The organism is Streptomyces sp. CNZ301, assembly GCF_004217425.1.
This window is the reverse complement of sequence record NZ_SHLG01000001.1, coordinates 782365-794821: the sequence shown is the minus strand read 5'-3', so window position 1 is coordinate 794821 and position 12457 is coordinate 782365. Positions and strand designations below refer to the sequence as shown.

Annotated in this window: 12 protein-coding genes; 4 read left to right on the top strand and 8 right to left on the bottom strand. The window is 73.1% G+C overall.

What is annotated here, in order from left to right:
* Positions 1-43 precede the first annotated feature (43 nt).
* Genes EV375_RS03560 through EV375_RS03550 form a run of 3 tightly spaced genes read right to left on the bottom strand, consistent with a single transcriptional unit; the run spans position 44 to position 2485 of the window.
* Positions 44-814, bottom strand: coding sequence for a polysaccharide deacetylase family protein (locus EV375_RS03560; RefSeq protein WP_486588252.1), 771 nt, complete (start codon positions 812-814; stop codon positions 44-46).
* Positions 811-1680, bottom strand: a complete 870-nt coding sequence (locus EV375_RS03555) for a DMT family transporter (protein ID WP_130301563.1) — start codon at positions 1678-1680, stop codon at positions 811-813. The genes EV375_RS03560 and EV375_RS03555 overlap by 4 nt, the downstream gene beginning before the upstream one ends.
* A gap of 19 nt (positions 1681-1699) precedes the next feature.
* Positions 1700-2485: an SDR family oxidoreductase gene (locus EV375_RS03550; RefSeq protein ID WP_130298155.1), complete on the bottom strand. Its 786-nt coding sequence runs from the start codon at positions 2483-2485 to the stop codon at positions 1700-1702.
* Between the two features lie 197 nt (positions 2486-2682).
* Here EV375_RS03550 and EV375_RS03545 point away from each other — a divergent pair, with 197 nt between their 5' ends.
* Positions 2683-3825, top strand: a complete 1143-nt coding sequence (locus EV375_RS03545) for an MGDG synthase family glycosyltransferase (RefSeq protein ID WP_486588251.1) — start codon at positions 2683-2685, stop codon at positions 3823-3825.
* 313 nt (positions 3826-4138) lie between these two features.
* On the opposite strand, the gene EV375_RS03540 is transcribed toward EV375_RS03545, so the two are convergent.
* A complete protein-coding gene (locus tag EV375_RS03540; protein ID WP_130298153.1) occupies positions 4139-4414 on the bottom strand; it encodes a hypothetical protein in 276 nt (91 codons plus the stop codon).
* 128 nt (positions 4415-4542) lie between these two features.
* The gene (locus tag EV375_RS03535) at positions 4543-5730 is read right to left on the bottom strand and encodes a CaiB/BaiF CoA transferase family protein (RefSeq protein ID WP_130298152.1); all 1188 of its coding nucleotides are present in this window, start codon (positions 5728-5730) and stop codon (positions 4543-4545) included.
* A gap of 229 nt (positions 5731-5959) precedes the next feature.
* Between EV375_RS03535 and EV375_RS03530 the strand changes: the two genes are divergently transcribed.
* Complete coding sequence (locus EV375_RS03530) at positions 5960-7018, top strand: HTD2 family dehydratase (protein ID WP_486588250.1); 1059 nt, start codon at positions 5960-5962, stop codon at positions 7016-7018.
* Positions 7015-7830, top strand: a complete 816-nt coding sequence (locus tag EV375_RS03525; RefSeq protein WP_130298151.1) for a GntR family transcriptional regulator — start codon at positions 7015-7017, stop codon at positions 7828-7830. Before EV375_RS03530 ends, EV375_RS03525 begins: the two co-directional genes overlap by 4 nt.
* Before the next feature lie 115 nt (positions 7831-7945).
* Here the strand turns inward: EV375_RS03525 and EV375_RS03520 are convergent, their stop codons facing one another.
* Together EV375_RS03520 and EV375_RS03515 are read right to left on the bottom strand one after the other, a co-directional pair.
* Positions 7946-8710 (bottom strand): YqjF family protein, encoded by a 765-nt coding sequence (locus EV375_RS03520; protein ID WP_130298150.1) that lies wholly within the window; start codon positions 8708-8710, stop codon positions 7946-7948.
* 269 nt (positions 8711-8979) lie between these two features.
* A complete protein-coding gene (locus tag EV375_RS03515) occupies positions 8980-10077 on the bottom strand; it encodes a peptidoglycan recognition protein family protein (protein ID WP_130298149.1) in 1098 nt (365 codons plus the stop codon).
* A gap of 485 nt (positions 10078-10562) precedes the next feature.
* Between EV375_RS03515 and EV375_RS29325 the strand changes: the two genes are divergently transcribed.
* Entirely contained in the window at positions 10563-11024 is a 462-nt protein-coding gene (locus EV375_RS29325) for a 2-keto-3-deoxygluconate permease (RefSeq protein ID WP_207227973.1), read from the top strand.
* A gap of 296 nt (positions 11025-11320) precedes the next feature.
* Here EV375_RS29325 and EV375_RS03505 read toward each other — a convergent pair whose 3' ends face one another.
* Positions 11321-12322 (bottom strand): SDR family NAD(P)-dependent oxidoreductase, encoded by a 1002-nt coding sequence (locus EV375_RS03505; RefSeq protein ID WP_130298148.1) that lies wholly within the window; start codon positions 12320-12322, stop codon positions 11321-11323.
* Positions 12323-12457: the final 135 nt, after the last annotated feature.

Below are 12457 nucleotides of genomic sequence, written 5' to 3'. Positions count from 1 at the left end.
CAGGCGCAGCGCGCGGTCCGGCGGAGGGCCGGGGGAGCGGACGTCATGTGGTCCGCAGGCCGTGTTCGGCCAGCGGACCCACCGTCAGCCCCTCGGCCCTGCACCGCATCACCAGGTGCGGCAGCGCGTCCAGTGCCGAGTGCCAGGCGCGCGGGGCGCACGCGTGATCCGAGTCGTGCAGCAGTACGGTCGCTCCGCCGCCCATCCGCTTCGCCAGCTCCGCGAGGACGCTGTCCGCGTCGGACTCCGCCGTCCAGTCGCGGCCCCACGCCGTCCACAGCACCGGGCGCAGCCCGGCCCGTCGCGCCGCAGCCAGCCGCGTCGCGGTGAGGACGCCGTAGGGCGGGCGGTACCAGAGCGGCCGCGAACCGGACGCGCGGTGCACCGAGTCCGCGGCGCGCGCCAGGTCGCGCACGTCGCTGCGAGGCCTCGGATGCCAGAACCTCTCGTGACGCCAGCCGTGCACGGCCAGCTCGTGGCCCTCCGCCACGATGCGCCGTCCCAGCTGCGGATACCGCTCGAGACGGCTGCCGAGGACGAAGAAGGTGGCCCGGGCCGAGAGCCGCCGCAGCTCCTCCAGGAAGTACGGGGTGCTGAGCGGATCCGGACCGTCGTCGAAGGTGAGCGCCACGTGGCCGGGGTCGCCGCGGCCGTCCAGGCCCGGACTGACTGCTCTGCGGACCCCCGGCAGCCAGCTCGCCGCCGGCCCCAGATGCCAGCCCGCGAGGGCGAGGGCGGCCGCGCCCGCCCACAGGGCCGCCTCGCGGGCGGCCCCGGCGGTCCGCTGGTCGCGGTCCGGCGCTGCCGCGCTCACCAGACTTGTCCCTCGTGATCGCCCGAGACTTCAGGGGTTCTCGCCAGCTGGAAGCTGCCCAGGCCGACCAGCGCCAGGGCCCCCAGCTCCGGGAAGACGAGCACCCCGAGCCGCAGCTTCTCCTCGAAGAGCACCGCGCCCAGCACGAGGCTCATCATCGAGTCGCCCAGAGTGAGCGCGGGCTGCGAGGCCACCAGCGTTCCCGCGCGCAGGGTCATCTGGAGAAGCAGGAAGCTCGCCAGCCCGATGACGGCGACGCCGTAGGTCTGCCACGCCGTCAGCAGCGCCACGAGCCCGTCCGAGAGCCGGGCGACCGCGTCTTTCATCAGGGCCGCCGTGCTGGAGAAACCGAAAGCCGTCGCGGTACCGAGAACCGTCGCCCGTGGCGAGGACGGCAGCCGCGCGGCCAGCAGGATCAGCAGCAGGACGACGGCCAGCAGCACCAGTCCGACCACCACCCACCGCCCGACGGGCACCCGCGTCGTACCTGCCGAGGGGTCGATGAGTACGAGGAAGACCCCCAGCCCCGACACCATCGACAGGAAAGCCCACCAGGCGCGGGTGTCCGGGCGGCGGTGGAAGAAGAAGCTGCCCACGACGAGCGTGAAGAGCAGTTCGGTGGCCATCACCGGCTGCACCACCGCCAGCGGGCCCGTGGCCAGGGCCCCCGCCTGGAAGATCCCGGAGAAGACGAGCATCCCCGTGCCCCACATCCACACCGGCCGGTGCAGGAGGTGGGTGAGCCAGGAGAAGCGCCTGCCGCTGGAGGCGATCCGTTCCATCGCCGCCGCCCGCCGCTGCAGCACGGACGCCGCGGCGTTGGCCAGTGCGGCCAGCAGCGCGAGGACGACACTTACCACCGTCAGCCACACGTTGTTCCGACTCCTAGCCGAAGCGCTGTGCGAGGGACCGGAAGACGCCGGGCGCGGCGCCGTGCAGCCGGGCGGGCATGCCGAGCCAGCCGGGCACGTACGCGTCGGGCCTTCCGTAGACCAGGGCTCTGCGCACGGCGTACGCCACCTGTGCGGGAGGAACCGGACGCGGACGCGTCCGGTGGTACGGGGCACCGCGGCGCCCGAAGAAGGGAGTGTCCACCGCCCCCGGCAGCACCATCGAGACGCGTACACCGGTTGAGGCCAGCTCGTAGCGCAGACTGTCGGCGAACGCGATCAGACCGCCCTTCGTCGCCGCGTACACGGCTTCGTTCCGCACGCCCACGGTGCCCGCCACGGATCCGATGAGCACGATGCGGCCCCTGCGGCGGGCGACCATGCCCGGCAGCAGCAGCCGTACCAGGTGCATGACGGCGGACAGATTGACCGACAGCAGCCGGTCGATGGACTCCTCGGGCTGCGCGGTGAACGGCCCTGCCCAGCCGATGCCCGCCGCAGCGACCAGTGCGTCGACCCGTCCGCCGTGCGCCACCGCCTCGCGGGCCAGGCCGGCGCGCGACTGCGGATCGGTGACGTCGGCGGGCAGAGCGGTGCCCCGCGTCCGTACCGCCACGTCGTTCAGCCGCTCCTCGTCACGCCCGTTCAGCAGCAGGCGCCAGCTGCCTTCCGCCGCGAGCGTCTCGGCGACCGCCGTGCCGATGCCCGACGAGGCACCGGTGATGAGCGCCACCGGCCGCTGAGTGCCGCGCACCACTAGCCGCCCAGAACCCTCGAACATGACACCCTCCCGTGATCAGGAGCAGGACTCCCAGAATGCTGGCTATCCACCGCAGCCGCCTGCGGGGGTTCGATCGCACAGCAGCGCGAATCACCCGATCGGGCCCGGTTCGCCGCGGCCGTACCGCGGCACCCAAGCAGTCCGTACGGGCGACGGACCGGGCGTCCGTCACCGATCACCGGATGTGGGGGAGCACTGTGCGGCAACGGTTTCTGCTGCTGAGCGCCAGCATGGGCGCGGGCCACGACGCGGTCGCGGGCGAACTCGCCGACCGGCTGCGGGCCCGTGGTCACTCGGCCCGGATCATGGATGTGCTGACACTGCTCCCGTCGGGGGTAGGGACGGCGCTCCGCTCGGGCTACCGGGGATCGGTGCGGCACGTTCCCCAGCTCTACGCGTGGATCTACGCAGCGTTCCTCGCGCCCCGTCCGGCCGGGCGGGGCGCCGCCGCGGTGCCGAGGCCGGGCAGCGCGCCGCTGGCGGCGCTCGCCGAGCGGCCGCTGATGAATGCCGTCGAGAGCTGGCAGCCCGACGCGGTGGTCTCCACCTTCCATCTGTCGGCTCAGGTGACGGGCCGTCTGCGCCGGCGCGGAACGCTGCGCATACCGAGCGTGGTGACGGTCGTCGACTTCGCCGTGCACCGCGGATGGCTCCATCCGGGCAACGACGCGTACCTGTGCGTCACCGGAGCCGCCGCACGCACCGCCGCCGCCGTCACGGGAAGCCGGGCGGAAGCGACGGGGCCCGTCGTGCCGGCCCGCTTCGCGGCGGGGAGCTCCGGCGGGGAGAGCGGAGTGGATTCCGCGCATTGGCGGGGGGAGTTCGAACAGTTCGCTCCCGGCAGGCCGGTTGTCCTGCTCTCCGCGGGAGCGTGGGGTGTCGGGTCCGCGCTGACGGACACGGCACGGGAGCTGGAGGCCGCCGGCTTCTGCCCCGTACTGCTGTGCGGCGGTGACGAGAAGCTGCGCCGGCGTGCCGCGTGGCTGCCCGGGACGCTCGCGCTGGGATGGGTCGAGGACATGGCCGGGCTGATGGCCTCCGCGCACGCGCTCGTCGACAACGCGGCGGGGCAGACCGCCGCCCAGGCCCTCGCCGCCGGGCTTCCGCTGATCGGATACCGGCCGCTGCCCGGTCACGGCGCAGAAGGCATACGGGAGATGGCGGATGCCGGTCTGACCGAACTCGCCACCGGCCACGAGGAGTTGGCAGCCGCGCTGGAGCGGGTCGTGCGGCCGGGTCCGGCGCGCGAGCAGCGCATACGCCGTGGCCGTGACCTCTTCCGTGCGGACGCAGCGCAGCGGATCACGGACCTCACCGTGGCGGGAGTGCGGGCGGCCTGACGGCCTGACGGCCTGACGGCCTGACGGCCCGCCGGCCCGAAGGTCCGAGAGAGGGCTCGCCCCCGCCTGGCCCGCCCTGGCCTGGACCTCGGCCGGAGGGGCTCCGTACCAGCACGGGCCCGGTCAGGGTTCCGGCGCTGCCGACGGGGAGGTGACCGTCGCGATCGACGAGTGCCGGGACCGGCCGTCGGACCGGCCGAGCAGCTGCGGGGTGCCGGCCCGTCAGACCGTCGGACCGGAACGGCGGCGGCCCGCCCGCTCGGTCGTGGGAGAGCGGTGAGTCCCATGGGGAGCTCGGCCGTCGGCCGGGCAGTCAGTTCGCCCCGGCGCCGTCCTGGTCGGCGACCAACGCGACCCACCCGTACGGGAGTTCCTCGCCGTCGACGGTGATCGCTTCGACGGTACGGGTCCGGGGGTCGACGTCCGCCTCGACGCCTTCGCCCGCGTAACGCGGATAGCCGCTCTCACCCTGCGCGCCCGTCGCCCGTACCGTGATCACCCGGAGCACGGGGCCGTGCTCCGGGTGGCCTTCGATGTCGGCCGTCTGCGGCTGCAGAAGGATGTCGTAACTGGCTTCACCAGGACGCATGCCATCGACGATAAGTCCGCGCGCCGCCGGGCGCCTCCCGCGAGGCGGGACGAGGGGGCCGACCGGGGCGAGGCCGTGGCCGCTCCCGGCCGGGGCGGGGCCGGGCAGGGCGGTACTGCCGGGCCGCGTCAGACGACGCCGTCGGCGCGCAGCGCCTCGACGGAGTCCGCGGAGTGGCCGAGCTCGCCGAGGATGTCCGCCGTGTGCTCACCGGGCGCCGGGACCGGGTCCATGCGGGCGCTCGTACCGGCGAGGTCGACCGGCGGCAGCAGCGCACGCACGGACCCTCCGGGGACGCCCACTTCGCGCCAGCGGTCGCGGCCGCTGAGGACCGGGTGTGCCAGGAACTCGGCGACAGAGTTGACGCCCGCGCAGGCGACGCCGATCCGGTCGAGGGTGGCGATGATCTCCTCGGACCCGGAGCGGGCGAAACGGGCGGCGAGGAGGGCGTTGAGCTCCTCCCTGTGCTCCACCCGGTCGGAGGAGGTGGCGAAGCGCGGGTCCTCGGTCAGCGCCGGGTCCTCGAGGAAGTCCGTGCACAGAGCGGCCCATTCGCGTTCGTTCTGGATGGAGAAGAGCACCTCCTTGCCGTCGGCCGCCGTGTAGGCGCCGTACGGGGCGATGGTGGGGTGCTGCGTGCCCAGACGCGGGGGCTGTGTGCCCGTGTGCGCGGTGTAGTAGGCGGGCTGGCCCAGCCACTCGGCCAGCGCCTCGAAGAGGGACACCTCGACGGGGCGGACGACGCCGGTGGTCGCCCGGGTGAACAGGGCCGTCAGGACCCCGCTGTAGGCGTACATCCCGGCAGCGATGTCCGCGACGGACACGCCCGTCCTCGCGGGCTCACTGCTGGTGCCGGTCAGGGAGACGAGGCCGGTCTGGCACTGCACGAGAAGGTCGTAGGCCTTGCGGTCAGCCCATGGGCCGCTCGTTCCGTATCCGGAGATCGTGCAGGGGATCAGACGCGGGTGTGCGGCGGTGACCTCCTCGGGGGAGAGGCCCAGTCTCGCGGCGGCGCCGGGAGCGAGATTGCTGACGAACACATCGGCTTCTGCGAGGAGTTGGTCCAGCACGGCGCGGCCGCGCTCGTCCTTCACGTCCAGACTCACGGACTCCTTGGAGCGGTTGAGCCAGACGAAATAGCTGGAGTGCCCGTGCACCGTCGTGTCGTAGCGGCGGGCGAAGTCTCCGCCGCCGGGACGCTCGATCTTGATGACGCGGGCGCCGAGGTCCGCGAGCTGACGGGTCGCGAACGGCGCTGCCACGGCCTGTTCGAGGCTGACGACCGTGATGCCGTCCAGCGGCCGGACGTCGCTCATGGGCGCTCTCCGTTCGTCTCCGTGTGCTCCGCCGGGCTGCCGTCAACTCCGCTGGTACCGCTCGATTTGTACGGCCAATTCATTCGCGCTGTCAATGCGGCTGTGAACTGGGAGAACTTCAGGACTTCTTGACCCAGGGGCCGTGCGCTCCACAGAATTCCCCTGCTTTGTACGTACCGGAGCCGCCGCACGCGGCCCCCGCGCGGAAGCGGGAGAGCGAGGAGATGCCGTGTCCGAGCCCGTGTCCGAGACCGAGCCCGCGTCCGCGTCCGCGTCCGAGTCCGGGGCCGGGTCCGGCGGTTCCGAAGGCCGCGGCGGCGCGGACGTCCTCCGGGACGTCGCACGGACGTGGCGGCCCGGCCCCGAACACAGCACCGACGCCCTCGACCCGGGACCTTCGGCGGCGCTGTCGGCGGTGCTCGGGCTGCCGGCGGCTGCCGCCGTGGCCGGGCAGCCGCTTCCCCCGCTGTGGCAGTGGCTGCACTTCCTGCGCTGGCCGCGCCAGCACGAACTCGGCACGGACGGGCACCCTCGCGACGGGCACTTCCTGCCACCGCTGCCGCAGCGGCGGAGGATGTTCGCCGGTGGACGGCTCGAGGTGCACGCGCCGCTGACGCTGGGCAGCCCCGCCGAAGTGACCAGCTCCGTCAGCGGAGTCGAGGTCAAGGAGGGCCGCAGCGGCGCGCTGCTGTTCGTGACGGTGCGGAGCGAGTACCGGCAGCAGGGCGCGCTGTGCCTGACGGAGGAACAGAACCTCGTCTACCGCAGCGGCGGCGGAGCGCCCGTCCCGGAGGGCCTCGTCCCCGACACGGTGACGGCGCCGGAGGCCGGCGCGTCCTGGCAATCACCGTGGAGCACCGACCCCGCCCTGCTGTTCCGCTTCAGCGCCCTCACGGCCAACGCCCACCGCATCCACTACGACGCCCCGTACACCACGGGCACCGAGGGGTACCCGGGGCTCGTCGTGCACGGGCCGCTGCTGGTGCTGTCGATGCTGGAGCTCGTGCGGCGCGAGGCACCGGACCGTGCGGTGCGTGCACTGTCGTACAGGCTGCGCAAGCCGGTCTTCTGCGGTGAACGGCTGCTGACGTGCGGAGAGCCCGGGACGGAAGGGGCGACGGGGCGGGCGGACGATGTGGATGAGGTGGGCGGGGCGGAAGGGGCGGCCCGGGAAAGCCGGGCCGACGACGGTGGCAGGGGCGGTGGCAGTGGCAGTGGCATCGTGCGTCTGTGGGTGGCCAGTTGCCGCGAGGACGCACACGCCACCGCTGAGGTGACCCTCGCGTGACGGGCGGCGGCAGCGGCAACGGAACGGGTGCGGACAGAGCCGCGGGTGCCGCGGCGCCCGCGGCTGCGGGCGGGCCTCGCCGTGCCCGCAGTGCCTACCGGGCCCTCGCCGACGATCTGCGCGCAGGACTTCTCTCGCACAGCTGTCCCGAAGGCACGCGGCTGCCCACGGAGGCGGAGCTGGCTCGCACGTACCGGGTGAGCAGACAGACCGTCCGCCGTGCCTTCCAGGATCTCGTCGCGGAGGGGCTGGTGCAGCGGGTGCCCGGCCGTGGCACGTTCGCGGCGCCGCGCGGTGGCCGCTATCTGCGCCAGTTCGGTTCGGTGGACGACCTGATGAGCCTGTCCCTCGACACGACCATGCGGCTGTCGGCGCCGCTGCGCAGGCGGGTCGATCTGGACGCGGCGGGCAGGCTGGGCCTGGAGAGCGACGTGGTGCACTCCGCGGCCTTCCTGCGGCTCCACGAGGGCATGCCGTTCTGCCACACCACCGTGTCGCTGCCGCCACACGTCGCCGCGGCGGTGCAGTCCGTTCCCGAACTCACCGGCGAGGGAAGCGTCAGCACCGTCACCGTGATCGGGCTGCTCGACGAGCGGCTGCCCGCGCCCATCACGGACGCCGAACAGAGCATCACGGTGGCGGCCGCGCCGGAGCAGGTGGCGGTGGAGCTGCGCTGCGAGCCGCACCATCCGGTACTGCGGATCGACCGGTTGTACGCAACGGCCACCGGCGAGCGCGTCGAGCTGGCGGTCAGTCACTTCCTGCCGGAGCAGTACTCCTACAGGGTGCGGCTGCGGCGCGGACCGCTCTGACCTCCGGGGGCGGGCCGAGGACGCCGAGGGTCGCGGGCGCAGGGCCGAGGGCGCAGGGCCGAGGGGCAGGTGCGCCGGCGCAGGGCCGAGCGGCCACGAGGCACAGTGCCCGCCTTCAGGGTGTGGGCACGCCCGCCGGTCGCGCGGGGCGTGAGAACCGCACGGGCACGCCCGGCGAGTACAGCACGCTCAACGGGTCCCCGACGGGCTGGGGCAGGCCGGCCGCCGTGACCAAGTCCTCGTCGCATTCGGTCAGTTCGGCACGGTGCAGCGGCCAGCGCGGATGGACGTTGGGCAGGTACACGGCCCGGTTGAAGAACGTGTTGTGCATGCCCCAGCGGGCCGTCAGAAAGTGTTCGAGTTCGGTGGGCTGCTCGACCGGTTCGCCGGTCCGTACGGTCATCCGGCAATGCGCGCCCCGAGGGCCGGGCCAGCGTCGCCTGCTGGTGTAGGTGATGTTCCTGCCATCCCGCCGTACCGACATGCGCGCCCACCTGTAGGGCATGCGGAACGCGGTGAGCGCCACCGCCACGGGGATCAGACGCGAGGCGTCGAGGGAGCGGAAGACCACGCCGCGCCGCCCGTGCCCGTCCACCGAGTACAGGCGCACGTTCGTCTCGGGGAAGCTGCCCAGGTAGGGGACGCCCGGCAGCCGGAACCAGCCCACCCGGTGCATGCGGAAGGCGACGAGACCGACGTACGTCCTGCCGTGCAGCACGTCGGGGGAGGTGCCGGGCGGGAGCAGCGGCGCCACGTCCGCGGGGTCCGCCGCCCAGTGCTCGAATGCCAGGTCGAGCCAGGACTGGGTGAGCAGCGGCCACGAAGTGGAGCCCGGCGGCTCCGGCGTGACGGGCTGTGGGGCCCCGGCTGTGTGCGGCACCGCTTCAGCATCGCAGACCACCGTCGGCGGCGCGCTGCCGCTGGAGCACGCTGCCGGTCGAGGAAGAGGGAGGAGACGTAGCGAGGAGGAAGCAGTGCGAGGGAGCGGGAGCAGCAAGGGGAAGGGGAAGCAGTGCGGGGGAGCGGGAGCAGCAAGGGGAAGGGGAAGCAGTGCGGGGGAGCGGGAGCAGCAAGGGGAAGCGGAAGCAGCGCGGGGGACACGGCCGGGGAGCGCGACCCGGCCGTGTCCCCCGCGTCAGGACTGCCGCTTCAGGACAGCAGCCGCTTCCAGTCGGGCTGTGTGAGCTTCCCCCCGGACGGGAGCTTGGCGCGGCGCCTGCGGCTGCGCAGGAGCGTGGCGACCGCGTCCTCCGCCTCCTCGCCTCCTGTGGTGCGGGACGAGGGAGTGAGCAGCGGCCAGATGTCGGAGCCGAGGTAGCCGGTCTCGTCGGTCCTGCAGTGGTACGCGGCCGAGCACGTGTGGCGCTCGACGCCGTTCCGGGCGGCCAGTTCGGCCACGGCCCGCCTGGTTTCCGTACCGAAGACGCCGTCCGCGGGCACCTTGAACCCCCTGCCGCGCAGCAGATGCTGGGCCGCCCGGACGTGGGCGCCGACGGCGCCGGGCTTCAGGAGCGGCCAGGCCAGCACGTCGTCGGAGGAGGGGCCGGAGACGCCGAGAACGCCGCCGACCGCGTCGCGCAGCTCCTGGAGGCGGCCGTAGAGGACGTCACCGGGGCACTCGGTGGAGTTGAAGTCCCGGTGGCCCTTGATGTTCGCCAGGTCGGTGCCGTACTGGGACGCGATCCACGCCACGAGCTGTACCAGGGAGTTCCACAGGGCGGCGGGGACGTCCACGTCCGTGTAGAGACCCTCGTTCTCGATTCCGATGACCTCGCTGTTGTGGCCGCCGACGTTGGCGCCCTGCACGTGCTGGGTGCCGCCGCGTACGACGGACAGGCTCTTGTGGCGGCCTTCGAGGCGGAACCCGCCGCGGGAGTTGGTGAACTGCTGGCCGCTGTCGGACCAGCCGTTGCCGTCCATGTGGTGGTCCTGGATGTCCCGGCAGATCTTCATCGCGTGCTCCAGCGAGTAGTCCTCGCTGTTGCCGGGCTCCGCGGTGTGGTGGACGACGATGAAGGTCGGCTTGTGGTCCTCCACGACGATCTCACCGGATGCGGGCCGTGCGCCCCACTCCTCGGTGCTGTAGATGCGCGGCTCGGCGATCCGGGCGCGCGAGGTTCTCTTGCGGCTGGGCGATGCGGCGGCGTGGGCGGTCCCGGTGGTGGTCAGGCCGATCGCGCCGACGGCCGTGGCCGCCGCTCCGCCGCGCAGCAGGGCACGTCGGTCGAAGCCTGGCTGTGCTGCCATCTCGGTCTCCTTCGGGAGTGGGAAGGAACGGGGACTCCCGCGCTCGGAGTTCGGTCACCGATGCGTGGAAGAGACCCGGGCGGGAAGCAGGCAGAGCGCTCCCTCCCGCACGGGCCGAAATCGGATTCCGCGCTTCGCCAGTAAAGGCAGTCCGCCATGTACGCGACAACCCCGTGGGGGCAATGCGTTGCGGCTTTATCGGAGTTCTGAAAGAAACGCGGGCCACGAATCACCTGTAGCAGAGCGAACCGGGCTCCGCCTCCTCTGGTCGGCCCACTGGAGACGGCAGTCTGCCGTGCCGTCAGTTGACGCTCCGCCAGAAGCTCTGCACGGGCCGGGTGATGCGGCGAGGTGGTCGGGCCCGCTCCCCTTCTCAAGGGGCAGGCCCCTTACGCCTCTTCACGAAGCGGGTCGGTGGACGTGCGGTCCGCCGCCGTGAGCGGACAAGTGCGTGCCGAAGACGGGGTGCTCCGGCTGCGCCGTCCGTGTCCCCCGCCGTCGTCGGGGAAGCGGCTCCCCGGGCCGGCAGCGGACTGGCGGGCCTGGCGGCGGCCACCACGGAGGCCAGCGCGACAGCCGTCCCCGCGATCGTGGCCGCGGCGAACCCCGCGTACGAGGAGGCCGCCGACAAGGCGACGATTCTGGTGTCCGCGTCGGTCGTCGTGACCTCGCTTCTCGTGCCCGTCGTCACCCTTGCCTACCAGCGCCGGCTGGAACGCCGCGGGGTGACGGACGGGCAGGATGCGCGGAACGCGCAGACGGACGATGGGACGGGGACCGGGGGCGGGACCGGCACCGGGCCGGAGCGGGGACCGGACGCCGGTGCGGGAGAGGGTGCGGAACCCGGTGCGGACGGCGGCACCGGTGCGGACAAGGGCACCGGCGCGCGGGCCGAGGCGCGGGGCAGCACCGAGGACGCGGCGGCGGAGTCCCGATGCAGCAGCTGATGACGGACCGCTCCCGTGCCGTCCATGTCCTCGCCGACGCGGGCAAGTGGGCACGGGCCGATTCCCACCGGTGGTCGGTCCTGGAGCGGCCGTCGATCCTCATCACCGACGCGGGCGCGAGCCGGGAGCAGCCGGCGCATTCCGGGACGACCCGCTGTGCACGGTCCAGGTGGCACCGGCGACGGGCTGATGCGGATGGCGACGGGCCCGGCTGCGGCTATCGCGGCGTCCGGCCCCGGCGGCGTCCGTGCCCCCGGCTCGGGAGCCGCTCCGCAACCGGGACCGCCCGCCGGCGCTCACGCCCCCGCGTTCCCCGCGAAGGCGTCGACGCCTGTCAGCTCTGCCGAGAGCGCCCACAGCCGGGACGCCTCCTTCGGGTCCGTCGCGTACTCCCGGACGCCCGAGGCCGAGCCGGGGGCCGATGACGACGTCCCATCGGAGGGGGCCTGCGGCGCGATGTCGCAGTCCTCGCAGTAGACGCCGCCCATTCCCTCCAGTTGGGGGGACGTCGCCGCCCACACCTGCGTCGCCGCGCCCTGCTCCGGAGTCTTGAACGAGGGGAGCAGCGGTTCGCCGTCCTCGTCGATCCACCCCGCCGCGACCATCTCCTCGGTGGCCAGGTGGCGTTGGAGGGGCGTAAGGATGCCTCCGGGGTGAAGCGAGAAGGCACGCACACCCGAATCGCGTCCCAGCGCGTCGAGTTCGACCGCGAAGAGGGCGTTCGCGGTCTTCGCCTGCCCGTACGCCTGCCACTTGTCGTAGCCCCGCGCGAAGTGGACGTCGTCCCAGCGGATCGCGGAGCGGTGGTGCCCCCTGGAGGAGACGGAGACGACACGCGCTCCGCCGTCCCGCGCGAGGGCAGGCCACAGCCGGTTCACGAGTGCGTAGTGGCCGAGGTGGTTGGTCGCGAACTGCGCCTCCCAGCCCGGGCCTACGCGTGTCTCCGGGCAGGCCATCACAGCAGCGCTGTTGATCACGATGTCGATGCTGCGGCCGCCGGCCAGGAAACCTTCGGCGAACGTCCGGACGCTGTCGAGGTCTGCGAGGTCGAGCGTGCCGACCTCGGTGCCGGGGAGACCTTCGAGGGCGTCCAGTGCCGCCTCGCGCCGCCGGGCGGGCACCACGACACGGGCTCCCGCCACGGTCAGAGCGCGCGTCGTCTCCAGACCGAGGCCCGAGTAGCCGCCGGTGACGACCGCGAGCTTCCCGGACAGGTCGATGCCGCGCAGGACTTCGGACGCGGTGGTGCCGGCCCCGAAGCCCGAGCCGATTCTCTGCTGAGGTGTGAGTGTGCTCATGGAGCGCACGGTACGAATTCGAGTGCGCTCCAGGGCAAGCCGCCGGGCGGCGGGGACTCCGCCCGCCGCCCGGCCGCCACCTGGCCACAGCGTGTTGCGTGAGCCTCCTGCCCGCGCCTTGCGGCGCCGTCGCCC